The sequence below is a fragment of the Streptomyces sp. NPDC039424 genome, assembly GCF_055639495.1.
On record NZ_JBVKAI010000009.1, the window covers coordinates 119,708 to 137,145 of the forward strand.

The following is a 17,438-nucleotide window of genomic DNA, read 5'->3' on the forward strand; positions in this document are numbered from 1 at the left end:
CGAACCGGCGGCCCCGCCCCCCTCACGACACAGCCACGGCACCGTCCTCCGCGGCGGCCGGGACACCCCAGCGGATCCGGAAGGCGCACAGCGAGACGGTCAGTGCCGAGGCGGCGACCGCGGCCATGCCGAGGGTGAGGCCGCCGGCGCCCGCGATGAAGCCGATCAGGGCGGGGCCGGCCAGCAGGCCGGTGGTGCCCATGGCGGCGACCAGGGCCAGCGCGTCCGCGCCGCGCGCGGCGGCGGCCACGTACACGCACGGGGTGATCGCCGCCGCGCCCAGTCCGACGCAGGCGAAGCCGAGGAGTGTGGGCAGTACCCCGCCGGCCGGCAGGGCGAGCGCCAGTCCGAGGCCGGCCACGGTGCTGCCGACGCGGACGACACGGCCGTCGCCCCAGCGGCTGCGCCAGCGGTCGGCGAAAGCGCGCGCCAGCAGCATCATGACCGAGACCACGGCGATGCCCAGCGGCGCGACGGCCGCCGAGGCCTTGACGACGTCCTTCAGGTAGAGCGCCGACCAGTCGTTCATGGCGCCTTCGGTGACGGTGCCGAACGCCATGGCGCAGCCCATCCACAGCGTCGTCCGCGACGGCGGGGTCAGGGCGCGGGAGCGTGTCCGGGGCTCCTTCCTCTCCTGCGGCGGCTCGTCCGTCAGCAGGCGGGGGCGGGCCCAGCCGAGGAGCAGTACGAGCAGGGCGGCGGCCGTGGCGAAGTGTGCCGTGACGGCCGGGGTCACCGCGTTGACGCCGGAGGCCAGGAGTGCCGCGCCCAGCAGCCCGGCGCTGAACGTCGCGTGCAGCTGGGACATGGCGGTGCGCCCGTACTTGGTCTCCAGTGCGGCACCCTGCGCGTTCATGGCGACGTTCAGGCAGCCGACGGCGACGCCGTCGCAGCAGATGACCAGGAGCGCCACCGGATAGTCCGGCACCACGCACAGGGCGACGAGCAGCGCGGCGAGGCACAGGGCGGAGGCGAGTGCCAGGCGCCGGGAGCCCAGTCGCCGGGTCAGGAGGGCGACGAGCGGGAAGGAGGCGGCGGCGCCCGCACCGCAGGCCATCAGCAGCAGGCCCAGTTCCTCCTCGGTCAGGTGCAGCCGGGTCTTCAGCGCGGGGAGGCGGGAGGCCCAGGTGGCGTACTGGAACCCGAGGAAGCAGAACAGGGCCGCGATCGCCCACTTCTCGCGGCGGAATCCGTCGTGGACGTGTGGCAGGCGCATCAGCCCGTCTCCTCCCCGTCGTGAGGGCGGCTCGTACGCACCCCGGTGGACATGTACACCGCGTCGCCGCCGTAGCCCGGCGGCAGGGCGACCTCGCGGTGGGGCCGGTGGCCGTGGGCCCGCCAGAAGGTCTCCTTGCCGCCGACCGCGACCAGCGAGATGTGCTCGTACCCGCCCGCCTCGGCGGCGGCCGTCAGGCGGTGCAGCAGCCGCCCGCCCAGTCCCCGGCCCCGCAGGTCCTCGGCGACGACGAGGTCGTGCAGGTGGAGGTTGCGGGAGCGGAAGACGGTGCCTTCCGGCCTGGTGAGGTCGGGGCAGTGGAACCTCGGATAGGGCAGCGCGAGTACGTAGCCCGCGATCCGGCCGCCGAGGTCCAGGACGAAGCAGGTGTCCGGCGAGCTGCGGCCCCGGGACTCCAGCGCGGCCCGGCCCTCCGAGAGCGAGCAGTCGGCGTACGCGGCGGCTTCCAGGGCGGCCACGGCGGGCCAGTCGTCGTCGGCGACCGGGCGGACGCGCACGACCTCGTAGGGCAGCGGGCGGAAGCCGTTGAATCGCTGGGCCATGTAGCTGGTGGCGTAGGCGCCGGCGGACAGGATCCAGACCGGGTCGCCGGACGCCAGGCCCCTGGGCACACGCACCCGGTGGTGCCCGGCTCCGTAGGCGTCGTCGCTGTCGCAGGTCGGGCCCGCGACGACGGCGGGGACGTACGCCGTGTCGTCCCCCTTCTCCGCACCCGGGAACACCAGCCGATAGCTCACCCGGTCCATCTCGTACAGCCCGTTGAACTTGCCGACGCTCAGGTACAGCCAGTGTTCGGCCTCGCCGTCCGGTCGCCGGCGCTCGGTCATCCGGTACACATGGGCCCGTACGGCGCCGTGGTCGGCCACCAGGTGGCGGCCCGGCTCCATGACGAAGGCGAGCGGGGTCCCGCTGATGTCGCGCAGCCGCTCCATGCCCTCGCGGATGACGGCGAACATCTTGTCCAGCGGGGGTTCGAGCCTCCGCCCCCACCGGTCGAGGTAGCCGAGCGCGGGCAGGCCGCCGCCGAGGTTGACGTGGTCCGGCGCGATGCCGCTCCGGCGCAGCGCCACGAGCACCTCGGCGAGGGTGTCGAAGGCGTCCTGCCAGGCTTCGACGGTGAGCTGCTGGGAGCCGACGTGCACGGACAGTCCCGCCGGGATCAGGCCGGCCGCCCGCGCCTCGGTCAGCACCCGTACCGCGTCCGCCGGCGAGCAGCCGAACTTCCGGCTCAGGCCCCACAGGGCCCCCTCCCCGCTGGTGGCGAGGCGGCAGAACACCCGGGCACCGGGAGCGTGGTCGGCGATCGCCGCCATGTCCTGCATGCTGTCGGTGGCGAAGGTCCGGATGCCGAGCCGGTGAGCCTCGGCGATGGCCGCGTCGGACTTGACGGTGTTGCCGTAGTGGATCCGGTCCGCGGGCACGCCCGTCCGCAGGGCCTGCGCGATCTCGGCGGGGCTCGCCGCGTCGAACCCGGCACCCCGGTCGGCGAGGCAGGTCAGCACCTCGTCGACGGGGCAGGCCTTGACGGCGAAGCGGACGGCGAGGCCGGGCAACTCCCGCAGGAGAGCGTCGTACTGTCCCTCGATCCCCGGGAGGTCGAAGACGACGGCGTCGTCCGAGGCGGCGGCCGGCGGGGCGGGCACGTTCCCGTTCACTGGGCCGCGCTCCCGAGTCCGGTGTCCCGGGCCGCGCGCACCAGCGAGGGCCAGGCCTCGATCAGCCGCGCGAAGTCCTCGATGTCGCGGCGGGCCTCGTCCAGCAGCCGTTCGCGGCGCGTGGCCAGCAGGTCGGCGAAGTCCGCGTAGCGGCCGCCCAGTTTCCGGTAGGCGCTGTCGACGCGGTCCAGCCGCCACACGTTCTCGGACCGGTCCAGGCGGGTGCTCTCCCGCAGGAGCCGGACGACGGCGTCGGGCCGGACGCGTTGCCGGTCGTCGAGGAGGGCGGCGCCCGCGGCGGCCATCCGGTCGTAGACGTGGTGGAAGTAGAGCATCGACAGCAGGAACTTCACGAACCGCGTCTGGTAGGCGAGGAAGCCGGTCTCGGTGCGCCGTTCCGGGGTGTGGAAGTTCTCGATGTGGCGGTTGTGCAGGATGCCCGGCAGCGTGGCGTCGTGGACGAGGTGGAGGAGGAAGTAGTCGCTGCCGATGGTGTCGGTGGCCGGGGGCAGCGGCACCCGCTCGTACACCTCGTGGTGGAAGGCGATGTTGCACATGTCCACCCGCATGGGGTCGACCAGGGTCAGCGTCGAGTGGTCGCCGGTGAACGGGGCGGTGCCGGCCCCCTTGAAGGACTCCTCGACCAGGTCCCGTCTGCGCTCCTCGGACCAGTCACCGGGCGCCCACAGGCCCACCACCTCGTGGTAGATGTCCTCGTCCAGACGCTGGATCTCGCCGATGTCCACGGAGAGTTCGCCGATGAAGGAGGCCCCGGCCAGCGACACCGGGCGGTCGGCGTGGGCGGGGGCGAGGTCGGTCTCGGACACGTGGGACGCGGCTTCGGCGGCGCGTCGGCCCAGCGAGGGGAGTTCGTGGTGGACGGGGAAGACCGGCTCGCCGTCCAGCAGTTGGTAGGCGCTGTCGGAGTCCCGGCGGTGCACCGACCGGCAGCCGAGCGCGGCGGCGGTCAGGAAGGCGCGGTTGGTGCAGGCCCCGTAGGAGACGCCGGCCGGGAGCATGAGGCCGAGTATCCGGTCCGGGTCGGCGAGGCCGGCCCGGTGCACCACGCGCCGCAGGAAGTCCCGCTGGCGCGCCTCGTCGAGGTGATGGCCGGTCACGCCCGGCACCGTGGGCAGACCGGCCAGGACGCGGGCGTGCTCGGCCCGGATCCGGTCGTCGCAGGAGTCGAGGACCAGCAGGTGCACCTCGGCGTCGAAGCGGCGGGCCGCGTGGGCCGCCTCCTCGGCGACGGCGGCCAGGGTCGGTGCGCACGGCCGGTTGGTGGGGAGGGTGAGACAGATCCGGTGTGTGCCGGTCCCCCGGTTCACCGCGCGTCCTCCTGTCCGCGCCAGGAGTCCAGCCCCAGCAGCTTCCGGCCCAGGCCGTCGAGCGTGGCGGGGCCGTAGCGGAGGGCCTCGGGCCTGCGGGCGTCGCCGAGGAGGGTCGCGTTCCAGTCGGGGGTGGCGAGGGTGCGCCAGGACTCGACGCGGGAGCGGCGCAGGTCCGTGTGCTCCTCCAGCGCGGGCATCATCGACAGGTACTGGACGGCTCGGACACCGTTGTCGGAGAGGTTGGGTGCCACGCCGTGCGCCAGCAGCCCGTTGAAGATCAGCAGGTCGCCGGCCTGGAGGTCGGGCCGTACGACGGGGAACTCCGCGCGGTCGACGTCGGGGCGGATCGGGTCGCGGCCGGCGGGCTGGGCGGCCCGCCACCGCTCGAAGCCGCGGAACAGTTCGGGCGCGCACTGGAAGCCGCCGAGTTCGGGGCGGGTGTCGGTGAGCGCGATGATGCCCTGGACGCGTTGCGGAAGGACACCGAGGGTGGTGTCGACGTCCCAGTGCAGCTCGATGTCGAAGCCCTGGTCGGTGGGTTCGATCAGCGAGCGGGAACGGTTGCCCCGGTTGGGCGGGTTGAGGTTCAGCCGGTCCAGGGTGACCCACAGCTCCTCGCAGTCCCATACGTCGACGAAGGCGTCGTGGACCCGCTCGGTCTGGCGGCTGTCCCACAGGAGCTGGTGGTGGTAGGCCTCGACGAAGCCGTAGACATGCAGATCGCGGTCGAGGTCCGAGCGGAACTCCCGCTCCTGGTACCAGGTTTCGGGACGGTCGGGGTCGAGTCCCTGGAACTCCCAGGCGAACTCCAGCAGGCTCTTGGCCGCACCCGGGGAGATGGCGTCCCGGACGACGACATAGCCGTACGTCTGCCAGAAGGCGTGGTCCGCCTCGGACAGCACGCGCAGCGGCCGTGACTTCTCGATGTCTCTGAGCGGGGTCTGGGCGAGATAGGTCTCGGCGTCCGCGCTGAAGTAGGGGCGGTCCGAGGCCGCTCGGTACAGGTGGCGGTCAGGCGTCGGCATGGCGGCGACTCCGGGGTGGTCGAACTGACGTGCCCTCAAGTTGGACTAGACCACTTCTGGTGTCAACGGATCATGGCCGAAAATGCCGCCAAGTGCCTGTGTACTGCCGGTTGTTGCCCGGCTCAGTCCCGTGCGAGACCGCTCGTGTTCATGGCATGGCCCAGGCAGAGCCGGGGCATGTTCTCGTGCGGCCGGCCGTCCCATTCGGGTGCGCCGGTCGGGGGCGGCGAGGTGACATAGCTCCGGGACATGGACAGCGCCTGGATGGTGCCGGTGCGGTTGGCGGCCAGGACCGCCCAGTACGGGTCCTTGCCGTGCGGGCCGGTTCGGTGGACGCTCCGGCCGCCCCGCATCTCTCGCGCGAGATCCTGCGCGAACGTTCGGCCGCCGGACTGCGTGTCGCGGGGATCCCAGCGGCCGTTGGGATCGTCGCTCTGGTAGATACGCAGTCGGCGGTCGCCCCGCCCGGCCCACCGGGCCGCCCGGTTCAGGAAGTCGACGTGTAGTCCGGTGTCCCCCCTGAACGCCAGGTCCACCGGCCAGAGTTCACCCCAGGCGCGGTCGAAGTCGGGGCCGTCCACCGCTCGGCCCCACTCCTCGTCCTGGTAATACGGATCCGCTCCCGCGCGGGTGAGCAGCCGGTGCAGTGTGACGGCCGCCGCGCTGAATCCCGCGACCGCCACCCGTCCCACCTCCGGCGGCGCCGGGTGGACCCGTGGCACCCTTCCGTCGTCGTCCCTGGGAATCCAGCGGCAGATCTCCTTGAGCATCCGCATCAGGGTCCGCTCCGAGTGCCACAGCTCGAAGTGCGAGCTGGGGGCGACTGGGATCACCACGACCGACTTCCGCTGCGCCGCCAGCATCTGGTAGACGATCCCGTGCTGGTTGAACCAGTGGGTGTAGGCGATCTCGGCGTAGGTCTGCGAGGCGAAGTAGGGCCGGTCGGGGAGGGTGCGGGCCATCAGCCCGTACGGGTAGTCGCGGCCGAAGGGATACGAGTCCACCGGGTAGTCGGGCGGCCGGGTGTTGGGCGTGAACCAGACCAGGAAGTCCAGCGTGCGGCGTCCGACCTTGGCCAGCTCGTGCGGCAGCCACACCCCGACCAGGAAGCGGGGGCCTTTCGGCTCGGTCCCCACCTCCCCGTACTCGATCATGTGGATGCGCCCCGCCTGCTCCGGCGCGCACGGCCGTACGGTGGTGCGGAAGCGGCCCCAGCCCTGCGCCGCCACCGGCCAGTCCTTCTCGTCCTCGTTCCCGAGCGGCTCGGGGGCGAGGGTGTGGTAGGCGGTCTGCGGTGGGGCGTAGGAGTTTCGGTAGCGGTGGTCCTGGTCCCGCAGGACGCCCGGGAGCGGACCGATCCGTACCGATCGCGGCGGGATCCTCTTCTGCGGGTCGCGCTCGTGCGCGTGGGCGGCGCGGTACCTCTCGTCCTGCGGCTCCTTGGTCCGGCGGGCGAGCTCCTGGAGCTCGTTCTCCGACCGGAAGGTGAGGGGCGCCGGCCGTACCCGGGACAGGACCGCGGTCACGGTCACCAGCTGACCGCGGGTGACGACCCGGAGCCGTGGATCGGTCCACCGCCAGACACTCTCGGCGGCCGTGCGCACCAGGTTGACGACGAGCGGCGCGAAGCGGGCGTGGTCCAGCGAGAAGGTCACGTTGACGACGGCGTCGGGCGTCTCCGTCTCGTCGTCCGCCGTCACCACCCGCCGCGGCTCCACGCGCACATCGCCCGATCCGGTCCAGGTCGAGAGCACCAGCCCGGCCCCGGTCACCTTCCCGCCGCTCGCGTCCCGCACCTCCAGCCGGAACCGCCGGCTCACAACTCCTGCCCCGTGGCGGGGTCGTACTGCACCTCCACGGCCACCACCTGGTCGGTGGGCAGGACCTCGACCCACTGATCGAAGACCTGGTAGGGCTCCGCCGGCCGGAAGCCGCCGTCCAGCGGGTCGAATCCGGTCTCGAAGGCCCGTTCCGTGGCCAGGGTCCGGGAGATGTCGGTATTGGCCGCCCGGAGTTCGGCGGCGAGCATCCGAAGGACCTCTCCCACGTTCTTGCCCTGGTACTCGGGCGGGTCCCCCGGCTGGAACGGGTACGGCAGGTCGAGCGCGGCCTCGCCCTCGACGTTCGCCTGGGACAGCCACAGCAGGGCGTCCAGCTCCCGCCCGGGCCGAACCGGCAGCACCGCCTTGGCCCAGGCGGCGTTGAGGAACTCGTTGCGCCGCTCGTCGCCGTCCTCCTGGATCAGCCAGCCCAGGGAACTGCCGAGCGGGGCGGGCTGGGTCTCCTCGGTGATGAGGTAGTCGGTGCGCCACTCGGGAGTGGCGTGGCCCTGGGTGTCGAGCGCGTTGGTCGCGTCGGTGTGGGTGTACCAGCTGACCACGGTCTGTCCCGCGAGCGGACCGCCCGTCGGGGCGGCCGGGGCGGGAACCGGATACCGGCTGGGGCTGCCCTGACCGGCATGGACGGGTACCACCGGCCTGGCCCGCCAGTAGTCGGGGGCCACGAAGTACAGCATCTCGTCCACGTCGAAGATCTGCCGGATCAGCTCCGAGCCCAGATGCGGGTCCTCGAAGAGCTGGAGCTGCTGGATCAGGGCTCCGTAGACGGTCTGCCGCTCCTCGCTGCGCAGGTCGCGTGACGGGCGCGGACGCACGCCGCTGACCAGCCTCAGCCGCTCGCGCACCGCGTTCCCGTACGCCTCGTGTTCCAGGCGCGCCACCTGCTTGTCGTACGCCTCCTGCGCGGCCGTGTTGGTGGCGTCGATCGCGTGCTTGTTCTCGGCCGTGGGCTCGTACACCATGACGGCGTCGAACGGGATGAACTTCTGGCCGCCGAAGTTGGCGTAGGTGAGCCGCAGTTTGAGGACGTTCGCGCCGGTGTCGGGGTTGGGCAGCAGGTCGTCGGCGTCGGTGGTGTACCTGACCTGGGCGCCGTGGAAGTCGAGGGTGCCGATCTTCTTCAGCGCGAACCCGGGCGGCGGGGGCGGCAGCGGATAGTCGAAGCGGAACTGGATGATGTCGTTGGTGCCGACGTCGGGCCGGAAGATGCCGTGGTCCCGGTTCTCGTCCGAGGTCTGGTAGGTGTTCTCCGCGTCGTGGTCGGCGCCCTGGTAGAGCACGAACGGAACGCTCAGATGGTGGGTCACCTGCTGGTCCGGCGGATACGGCACCACGTCGGGCTTCTTCACCGAGGTCAGGTCGGGCGCGGGCGCCACGTGCACGAGGTCGCCCAGGCCCAGGTCGCGGCCGGGCCCGTCCAGGTAGACCTGCCAGCTCAGCCGGGTACCGATGTGCTGGACCTGCACGCCGACCTTGCGCATCTTGCGCCGCAGCTCGTAGTTGACCAGGTGGTCGGTGGTGTTCTGGATGAGATAGCGGCGGCTCGTGGTGTCCGTGGTCTCGGTGACCTGCTTGAAGGTGGTCTTGAAGTTCCGCTTGATCTCGCTCGTGACCTTCGAGCTCTGGGTCCGGGCGTGCTTGTGGGTGCGCTCGGCGGACTGCTTGACGGTGGTCTGCTGGCTGAAGCTGGCGCTGGCGTCGGCGTGGTAGACCCCGGCGTCCACACCGCCGGTGACGCTGACACCCAGCGTGGTGTCGTTGGCGTTCTCCTCCTTGACCGCGTCGACCAGGTCGTCCTGCTCGGTCAGGGACTCCTCGACCTTGCGGGAGGTCTCCTCCGACTGCTCGGCGGTCCGCTCCAGGAGCATCCGCCGGGTGCTGGTCTCGACGACCTCCACGGTGCCGCCGGGGCTGATCCACAGATGTCCGGCCGGCGTCCCGAGGAAGGTGTCGAACTCGAAGAAGTACTGCCGGAACAGGTTCACCACGCCCACGGGTGACAGCACTCCCTGCGCGGCGGCCTCGAACCGCTCGGCCAGTTCGCTCAGTTCCCGGCCGGCCAGGGCGCGGGCGTCGGCCCCGGTGAACGCCGCGTCCGGTGCGTCGGCCAGCGCGCGCAGCGAGTTCTGCCGGCCGAACCAGCCGGCCAGCGGCTGGTAGACGCCGAACAGCTCACTCGCGTACGGCAGCGTGCCGGTGAAGTCGGCGAGCGGGCGCCCGTTGAACACCGGTGGGCCGATCACGGGCGCGGGGAGCAGCTGTACCGTCTGCGGGGTGCCGCCCGTGGTCGTCGCGAAGGGCACCGAGCTCAGCTGCTGACCGGGCGAGGCCTTGGCGAGCAGCAGTTCGCTACGGGTCTCGGCCGCCGGTGCGGCGAACGACAGGGTCTGGGCGCCGGTCGAGCCGATCTGCCGCCCCACGTACTGCCGGCTCGCTCCCGCGGTTCGTTCGATGAACATGCCCTCCAGCAGGGGCACTCCGGGATACCGCTCGGGGCCGCGCACCTCCACCGCGCTGGGCAGGCCGAGGGCGATCCGCTGTCCCGCCGGCAGCTCGCCGGGGGTGGTGGACTCGATCCGGTAGGACCAGATGGCGAAGCCCGGCTCCGCGCCGGGCGTGGGAAGGGGCGTCCTCCCCTTGAAAGTGACCGTGAGCATCTTTCCCCCCATCGCCGCACCGTCGCCTGGGAGATGCCCTGCTACTCCGTTCCGGGCACGTCGACATGCCGGAAACCACCGGATCGAGCGTATTTCGCGCCCCGCCCCGCCCGTCAGCCCGCGAGGACGCGCTCCGCCGCCGCCACGCCGCAGACGCGGGCGGCGCCGTGCGTGGCGAGGTGCAGGGCGCCGCGCGGCGGGGCCTGCGGTACGCCCATCTCGACCACGATCGTGTCCGGGCGGGCGGCGAGGAGGACGTCCAGGGCGGCGCGCATCCAGTCGTGCCGGTGCTCGTCACGCACCACGGCGACGACACGGCGGCCGCCCGCCGCCGCCAGCGCCGCGGCGCCCGCGTCGGCACCGGTGAAGGTGCCGCCGGTGGTGCCGGGCAGCAGACGCTCCAGCTCGGCGCCGAGGCCCCAGGGGGTCTCGTTCCCGACGGCGATGTTGGCGGCCGGGTGGAAGGTGGCGACGTACACCGGTCCGGTGACCGGTTCGGCGCCGCCCGTGCGGGTCACGGTCAGCGCGCGGCGCGCCGCCACCAGGCCGATCTCCGGGGCGGGTTCGACCTCGGCTCCCCCACCGCGGCGCGCCTCGGCGGTCCAGCGGGCCAGGTGCCGTACCCGGGCGGCGGCGTCGGCCAGACGCTCGTGCGGCAGTTCACCGGAGCGGACGGCGGCGACCAGTGAGTCCCGCAGTGTGAGCACCGTGTTCTCGTCGCACAGTCCGCCGCCCACGCAGATCGCGTCGGCGCCGGCCGCGATGGCCAGGACGACACCGTGCTCCAGCCCGTACGTCCCCGAGATCGCGCGCATCTCCATGCCGTCGGTGACGATGAGGCCGTCGTAGCCGAGTTCGCCGCGCAGCAGCTCGGTGAGGATCCGGCGGGACAGGGTCCCGGGGTGGTGCGGGTCCAGGGCGGGGACGAGGATGTGCGCGCTCATCACGGCGCGGGTGCCGGCCGCGATGGCCGCGCGGAAGGGGGGCAGTTCCCGCTCGTACAGGGTGTCCGCGTCGACGTCGATGCGGGGGACGGCGTGGTGGGAGTCGACGTTGGTGTCGCCGTGCCCGGGGAAGTGCTTGGTGCACGCGGCGACGCCGGTGGACTGCAGGCCCTGCACGTATGCGGCGGTGTGCCGGGCGACCAGGTCGGTGCCGGCGCCGAAGGAGCGGACGCCGATGACCGGGTTGTCGGGGTCGGCGTTGACGTCGGCGGACGGCGCCCAGTCGAAGTTGACGCCGCAGGCGGCGAGGCGGCGGCCCAGTTCGCGGGCGACGCTCCGGGTGAGGTCCGGGTCGTCGACGGCGCCGAGGGCGAGGTTGCCGGGGAAGGAGGAGCCCGTGCGGACCTCCAGGCGGGTGACGTCGCCGCTCTCCTCGTCGATGGCCACCAGCAGGTCGTCCCGCTCGGCCCGCAACTGGGCGGTGAGGTCGGCGACCTGTTCCTGGGTGGCGACGTTGCGGCCGAACAGGGCGACGGAGGCCAGCCCTTCGCCGAGCCGGCGGCGCACCCAGTCCGGCGCGGTGGTGCCGGCGAAGCCCGGCTGCAACACGGCGAGCGCGTCGCGGGTGAGGGTGTCGCCCGCGGCGGAGCCGCTGTCGGACGCGGTGGTGGCGCGTGTGGTCATCGGGGGTGTCATCCCTTCACGGCTCCGTCGGTCAGGCCACTGACCGCCTTGCGCTGCAGAACGATGAAAAGGATCAGGATGGGCAGCGCGAACAGCGTCGACGCCGCCATAGTGGCGCCCCAGTCGTCGCCGAAGGCGGTGCGGAACTGGGAGATCCAGATCGGCAGGGTCTGCTTCTCGATGCTCTTGTTGAGGATCAGGACGAGCGGGTACTCGTTCCACGCGGTGATGAAACCGAACAGCGAGGTGGCCATCAGGCCGGGCGCCAGCAGCGGGAAGATCACCCGGACGAACGCCTGGGTCCTGGTGCAGCCGTCGACCATCGCGGACTCCTCCAGCTCCTTCGGCACGGCGGCCACATAGCCGCGCAGCGTCAGGATCGTGAGGGGCAGCACCATCATCGTGTAGAAGACGGTGAGCGGGACGAGGCTGTCGAGCATGTCGTTGTCGCGGACCAGCATGTAGATGGCGATGACCATGACCTCCCAGGGGGCCATCTGCGCCAGCATGAAGGTCACGATGAGGCCGCGCCGCCCCTTGAACCGCATGCGGGCCAGGGCGAAGGCCGCGAAGAGCGCGATGACCAGGGAGAAGACCACCGCGCAGACCGTGACGACGACGGAGTTGCCGACCAGCGTCCAGAAGTGGTCCGCGTGCACGGCCTTGTCGAAGTGGCCGAGGGTGACCTGGGTGGGGAACCACACCGGGTCCTCGGCGATGATGTCGCCGGTCGGCTTGAAGGCCGTGGCGAACATCCAGTAGACGGGGAACGCGAAGCCGACGAAGAGGACGAGGGCGGTCGCGTTGGGCCAGATACGGCCGAAGAGTGAGCGCTTCACAGCTCGTCCTCCTCTTGCTTGAGCACCATGCGCAGGTAGTACGAGGTGATGACGAGCAGCACCAGGATGGTGAGGAACGAGATCGCCGCGCCCACCCCGAAGTGCTGGTTGCCGACGCCCTCGACGAAGGCGTAGATGGGCAGGGTCTCGGTCAGCCGGTCGGGGCCGCCCTCGTTGATCGCGAAGATCTGCGCGAACGACTTGAAGACCCAGATGACCTCGAGGAAGGTCGTGGCGTACAGGAACGGTCTGAGGAAGGGGAAGGTCACCGAGGTGAAGCTCTGCCAGGCGCCGGCGCCGTCCAGGGACGCGGCCTCGTACAGCTCCTTGGGGATCGTGGTCGTGGCGGCGTAGAGGTTGATCGCCACGAACGGGATCGACTGCCAGACGATCAGCAGGGTGACCACGGAGAAGGTCGAGAACTGGCTGCCGAGCCAGTTGTAGTCGGCCATGGAGTGCCAGCCGAGCTTGTCCAGCACCCAGTTGACGACGCCGAACCGCTGGGCGAACAGCCACTGGTAGACGGTGGTGGCCGCGATGACGGGCATGGCCCAGGCGAGGACGAGGCCCAGCATCAGTGTCAGCCGCATCTTCCGGCCGAGGCGGGCGAGCAGCAGGCCGATCAGGGTGCCGAAGACCATGATGAGCACGACGTTGGCCGCGGTGAAGACGACGGAGCGCTCCACGACGTGCCAGAAGTCCGCCCCGCTGAGCACGCTCTTGTAGTTCTCGACGCCGTTCCACTCGGTGAGGTGCTGGATGAGCTGCCGGGGGTTGAGGTTCTGGAACGACAGCATGCCGTTCTTCACCAGCGGCCAGCCGAGCAGGATCAGGGTGGCCAGCAGCGCCGGCAGCAGGAGCAGGTAGGGAGTGGCGGCACCGCGCCTGGGTGAGGGCCCGGACCCGCGTGCCTCACCCCGGGGAGGCGCCGGCGTCTCGGCCTTGCGGACAGCGGGCTCCCCGGCCGTGTCCGTGCCTTCGGTCTGCACTGACATGAGTTGCCATCTCTTCCGTGGCGGTACCGGCCGCAGGAGTCGTACCGGCCGTTCGAACGACACGTATGAGCCGGGGGCGACGTGCGGCGCCCCCGGCGCGGGTCATCAGTTCTGCTGGGCCAGACGCTTGTTGATCTCGCCCTCGACTTCCTTGGCGGCGGCCGCGGGGGACTTACCGTTCAGCACCGCGGTCATGTAGGACTTGATCGGGTTCGGGGTGTTCTCCACCGCGGCCCACTCGGGGATCAGCGGGGTGGTGCCGCCGGCCGCCGCCGCCGGGGCCGCCGCCTCGGCCACGGCGTTGCCCTTGAGGTTGCTCTGCAGCGACTCCTTGTTGGGGATGACGCCGTTGAGCTTGGCCAGCTGGCCCTCGAACTTGTCGGACAGGGCGAGCTTCAGGAACTCCTTGGCCAGCGCCTGCTTCTTGCTGCCCTGGGCGACCGCCAGGTTGGAGCCGCCGAGGAAGACGCCCTCGGGCTTGTCGGCCGTCTCGCCGGGGATGGTGAAGTAGCCGAGGTCCTTCTCGATCGACTTGTTGGCGGCGACGGCGGTGCCAGCCTCCCAGCCCATGCCGATGAACGCGCCGGTCTTGCCCTTGGCGAACACCTCGGCCTGCTGCGGGGTGGCCTCGTCCTTGTCCTTGGGGGCCTTGGAGTAGGAGGCGTACTGCTGGTAGATCCCCATGGCCTTGGCGACCTTGGGGTCGGCCAGGTTGGAGACGTACTTGTCGCCGTCCTTCTTCACCAGGTCGGCGCCCTGGCCGATGGTCAGGCCGTCGAAGAAGTACCAGTTCTGGCCCGGCAGGTAGAGCGGCTCGGCGTCGGTCTTCTTGCCGATGGCCTTGAGGTCCTTGAAGAACTCGTCCCGGGTCTTGGGCGTGGACTTGATCCCGGCCTTGGCCCAGATCTTCTTGTTGTAGATGACGACCCGGTTGGCGAAGTACCACGGAGCCGCGTACTGCTTGCCGTCGTAGACGGAGGACTGCGAGACGGACGACGTCCAGTCCGTGCCGATCTGCTGCTTGAGGTCACCCAGTTCGGCGAGGCCGCCGGTGGCCGCGTACGCCGGGGTCTGGGTGTTGCCGACCTCCAGGACGTCCGGCGGGTCGGACTCCGAGAGGGCGGTGATGATCTTCTCCTGGATCCCGTCCCACTTCTGGACCTCGAACTTCAGCTTGGCACCGGTCTTCTTCTCGAAGGCCGCCTGGAGGTCCTTGCTCCACTGCGGCGGAGCGGACCCGTCCATCGTCCAGACCCGCAGGGTCTGGCCCTTGAAGCTGTCCGGTCCCGCGTCCTTGCCGCTGTCGCCGTCGTCGCCGCCGCACGCCGCGACGGAGACCATCATGCCTGCGATACCCATCGCGGCTATCAGCTTGCGCTTCACGCCACCCTCCTCAGGAATGCCACTGACCCCCCACGCCCCCGGCCATGACCTGCGTAAGTCGCTGCTGCACGTGGGACTCGGGACCTGGCCACTAGTGGTGTAGACCAGTACGGTGGAGCTTGGCCTAGACCTTTGGGGGTGTCAAGGGTGGTTCGGGAAGCCGTTCGGTCCGTTATGAGAAAGTCACCGGACGCGACCGAGCGGGCATCGGGCGGCCCGCGGCGCGCCGGGGCGCGCCTTCCTGGTTGGACTAGACCATAGGGCAGTTGGGGGCTATAACGGGAGATCGCCGAATGAGCCGGGAAGGCAGGCCATGACCATCGATGTCAGCAGCGCCCAGCACCGGGGGGCGCCCGGACGCAGCGCGCGCGTGCCGAAGTACTACCGCGTCAAGCAGCAGATCCTCGAGATCACCGAGGCCCTGCGGCCCGGTTCGGCGATGCCCGCCGAGCGGCTGCTCGCCGTACGCTTCGACACCTCGCGCACCACCGTCCGGCAGGCGCTGCAGGAGCTCGTGGGCGAGGGGAGGCTGGACCGCATCCAGGGCAAGGGCACGTTCGTCGCCCGGCCCAAGCTGTACCGCACCCTCCGGCTCACCTCCCACACCGAGGACATGCGGGCCCAGGGCCTCGACCCGGCCTCGCAGGTGCTGGACATCGGCCATGTCGCCGCGGACGCCAAGCTGGCCGGGCTGCTCGGCACCGAGACCGGCGACCGGGTGCTGCGCATCGAGCGGCTGCGGCTGGCCAGCGGCGAACCCATGGCGATCGAGACGACGCACCTGTCCGCACGGCGCTTTCCCGGCCTGCGGCGGTCGCTGGCCACCTACACCTCGCTGTACACGGCGCTCGCCGAGGTCTACGGCGTGCACCTGGCGGAGGCCGAGGAGACCATCGAGACGTCCCTGGCGACACCGCGCGAGGCCGGGCTCCTCGCCACCGACGTGGGTCTGCCGATGCTGCTGCTGTCACGCCACTCGCGGGACGCCGACGGGGCGCCGGTGGAGTGGGTGCGCTCGGTCTACCGCGGATCCCGCTACAAGTTCGTGGCCGCGCTGATGCGTCCGGCGGACCGAGGACACGGCTGACGCCTCCTCGGACACGACCCGCACAAGGGGATGGGCTTTTCGTGACCGACATACCGGCGCCAAAGACGCTCGCGGCGGCTCTGGCCGATGCCCGTGAGGCGGCCTGCCTCACACAGGAGGAGCTGGCCGGGCGGTCCGGACTGAGTGTGCGGGCGATCCGCAACCTGGAGACCGGCCACACCGCCCGCCCCCGCAGGCAGTCGCTGCTCCTCCTCGCCCAGGCCCTGGGGGTCCCGCCCGGACGGCTGCTGAGGCCGCCGTCCGCCCGGAACCCGGCCGGGCCGGAGCCCGCCGAACTCCCCGCGGCCCCGGGGCACCACCTCGCCGGACGGGAGGGGCTCGTCGCCTCCCTGATGGACCACCTGTCCAGGCAGCGACGGGGCACGACAGGGCCGGCCGTCGTCGTCGGACCGCCCGGCGCCGGTAAGACCTCGCTGCTCCTGCGGGCCGCGCACGGCGTGCGCGACCGGTTCCCCGACGGGCAGGTCTTCGTGGACCTGCACCCCGCCTCCTCCCTCCCCTTCACCGCGGACACCCTGGTCCGCCGCGTCCTGCGCTCCCTCGGCGCCGCGGCCCCGGCGGACAGCGCGGAGGAGGCGTCCGCCCGGCTGCGGGACGCGCTGAGCAGACGCCGCGTCCTGGTGGTCCTGGACAACGCCGACAGCGAGGCGCAGATCCGCCCACTGCTCGTGGACGAGGTGCGCAGCGCCGTCCTGGTGGCCGCACGGCGGGAACTTCCGGCGCTTTCGGCGCAGTTCCGTCACCAGATCGGTGCCCTGGCGCAGCTGGACGCCCATCGGGTCCTGGAAGACCTGGTGGGCGTCGCGCGCACCCGGGCGGAACGGTCCGCCGCGTCGAGCATCCTGCACTCCTGCGCCCGTCTGCCGCTGGCCCTGCACATCGCCGGCCTGTGGCTCACGGCGCGGCCGTACCGGTCCCTGCGCGACCTGGCGGACCGCCTCGCGGACGAGCGGGACCGCGTGGCGTTCCTGCGCGTCGGGGACCTGTCCCTGCAGTCGAGCGTGACGGCCTACCATCGGTTACTGCCGCCCCCGCTCAAGGAGTCGCTCAGTCAACTCCGAGCGATGCGGGGCGACTTCGGCGTGGACGACGTGCTGAGCCGGGTGACGCCGTCCAGGGAACTCGCCGTCGACCTCCTGGAGGACCTGCTCCACCGCCAGATGATCCATGTCGCCACGGTCGAGCGGGCCGGCCGGATCCGCTACCGGCTGCACGACGCGGTCCGTCTGTACGTGGCGCACTGCCTCTCGGACCGCCGCCCGCTCGGCACCGGCGTACTCGGCCACCGGTGACCCTGGACGTCCCGCCGGCGAGCCGTGAGACTCGTGGTCCATGGACGACGAAACCCCGCGCGTCGAACTCACCCCGCACGCCGCCGACCTGGTGCGCCGGTTGCGGGCGGTGCACGGCCCGCTGATGTTCCACCAGTCCGGCGGCTGCTGCGACGGCAGCGCGCCCATGTGCTACCCGGACGGCGAGTTCCGCACCGGCGCCTCGGACGTGCTGCTGGCGGAGCTGGAGGTCGAGGGCGTCGAGGAGCCGGTGACGTTCTGGATGTCCAGGAGCCAGTACGAGGTGTGGAGTCACACCCGGCTGATCGTGGACGTGGTCCCGGGACGGGGCAGCGGCTTCTCGCTGGAGGCACCGGAGGGGGTTCGTTTTCTCACTCGTTCTCGCGTAGTCGACGCATAGCCGTCCCACCGGACATCGCGGTCTGGTGCACTTCCCCCGAGTGCTGGGAC

13 protein-coding genes and 1 pseudogene are annotated in these 17,438 nt (G+C 71.4%); 3 read left to right on the forward strand and 11 right to left on the reverse strand.

Translation table 11 applies throughout. The features are described 5' to 3' along the window. Positions 1-22 precede the first annotated feature (22 nt). From ACZ7L0_RS23170 to ACZ7L0_RS23220, 11 genes and pseudogenes are all read right to left on the reverse strand, one after another. The gene (locus ACZ7L0_RS23170; protein ID WP_471244418.1) at positions 23-1,216 is read right to left on the reverse strand and encodes an MFS transporter; all 1,194 of its coding nucleotides are present in this window, start codon (positions 1,214-1,216) and stop codon (positions 23-25) included. Continuing rightward, positions 1,216-1,734 carry a GNAT family N-acetyltransferase gene (locus ACZ7L0_RS23175; RefSeq protein ID WP_471244601.1) on the reverse strand — a complete coding sequence of 173 codons (519 nt, stop codon included), beginning with the start codon at positions 1,732-1,734 and terminating at the stop codon, positions 1,216-1,218. The genes ACZ7L0_RS23170 and ACZ7L0_RS23175 overlap by 1 nt, the downstream gene beginning before the upstream one ends. Next, a pseudogene (locus tag ACZ7L0_RS23180) lies at positions 1,729-2,892 on the reverse strand (type III PLP-dependent enzyme); the annotation flags it as partial. The gene ACZ7L0_RS23175 and the pseudogene ACZ7L0_RS23180, both read right to left, overlap by 6 nt. After that, on the reverse strand, positions 2,889-4,220 hold the full coding sequence (locus ACZ7L0_RS23185) for a DUF6271 family protein (protein WP_471244419.1): 1,332 nt from the start codon (positions 4,218-4,220) through the stop codon (positions 2,889-2,891). The gene ACZ7L0_RS23185 and the pseudogene ACZ7L0_RS23180, both read right to left, overlap by 4 nt. Next, positions 4,217-5,248, reverse strand: a complete 1,032-nt coding sequence (locus ACZ7L0_RS23190; RefSeq protein ID WP_471244420.1) for a phytanoyl-CoA dioxygenase family protein — start codon at positions 5,246-5,248, stop codon at positions 4,217-4,219. Before ACZ7L0_RS23190 ends, ACZ7L0_RS23185 begins: the two co-directional genes overlap by 4 nt. A gap of 122 nt (positions 5,249-5,370) precedes the next feature. Continuing rightward, entirely contained in the window at positions 5,371-7,068 is a 1,698-nt protein-coding gene (locus ACZ7L0_RS23195) for a hypothetical protein (RefSeq protein ID WP_471244421.1), read from the reverse strand. Then, positions 7,065-9,743, reverse strand: a complete 2,679-nt coding sequence (locus ACZ7L0_RS23200; protein WP_471244422.1) for a hypothetical protein — start codon at positions 9,741-9,743, stop codon at positions 7,065-7,067. Before ACZ7L0_RS23200 ends, ACZ7L0_RS23195 begins: the two co-directional genes overlap by 4 nt. 113 nt (positions 9,744-9,856) lie before the next feature. After that, positions 9,857-11,371: a glycoside hydrolase family 3 protein gene (locus ACZ7L0_RS23205; protein ID WP_471244423.1), complete on the reverse strand. Its 1,515-nt coding sequence runs from the start codon at positions 11,369-11,371 to the stop codon at positions 9,857-9,859. 8 nt (positions 11,372-11,379) lie between these two features. Next, the gene (locus ACZ7L0_RS23210) at positions 11,380-12,210 is read right to left on the reverse strand and encodes a carbohydrate ABC transporter permease (RefSeq protein WP_471244424.1); all 831 of its coding nucleotides are present in this window, start codon (positions 12,208-12,210) and stop codon (positions 11,380-11,382) included. Beyond that, positions 12,207-13,205: a carbohydrate ABC transporter permease gene (locus ACZ7L0_RS23215; RefSeq protein WP_471244425.1), complete on the reverse strand. Its 999-nt coding sequence runs from the start codon at positions 13,203-13,205 to the stop codon at positions 12,207-12,209. The genes ACZ7L0_RS23210 and ACZ7L0_RS23215 overlap by 4 nt, the downstream gene beginning before the upstream one ends. Before the next feature lie 105 nt (positions 13,206-13,310). After that, complete coding sequence (locus ACZ7L0_RS23220; protein WP_471244426.1) at positions 13,311-14,588, reverse strand: extracellular solute-binding protein; 1,278 nt, start codon at positions 14,586-14,588, stop codon at positions 13,311-13,313. Positions 14,589-14,901: 313 nt separating this feature from the next. Between ACZ7L0_RS23220 and ACZ7L0_RS23225 the strand changes: the two genes are divergently transcribed. The 3 genes from ACZ7L0_RS23225 to ACZ7L0_RS23235 are packed head-to-tail and all read left to right on the forward strand — an operon-like array spanning position 14,902 to position 17,388. Beyond that, positions 14,902-15,675, forward strand: a complete 774-nt coding sequence (locus ACZ7L0_RS23225) for a GntR family transcriptional regulator (protein WP_471244427.1) — start codon at positions 14,902-14,904, stop codon at positions 15,673-15,675. 41 nt (positions 15,676-15,716) lie between these two features. Continuing rightward, positions 15,717-16,988 carry an AAA family ATPase gene (locus tag ACZ7L0_RS23230; protein ID WP_471244428.1) on the forward strand — a complete coding sequence of 424 codons (1,272 nt, stop codon included), beginning with the start codon at positions 15,717-15,719 and terminating at the stop codon, positions 16,986-16,988. 40 nt (positions 16,989-17,028) lie between these two features. Then, the gene (locus ACZ7L0_RS23235; RefSeq protein ID WP_471244429.1) at positions 17,029-17,388 is read left to right on the forward strand and encodes a DUF779 domain-containing protein; all 360 of its coding nucleotides are present in this window, start codon (positions 17,029-17,031) and stop codon (positions 17,386-17,388) included. The last annotated feature ends 50 nt before the right edge of the window (positions 17,389-17,438 follow it).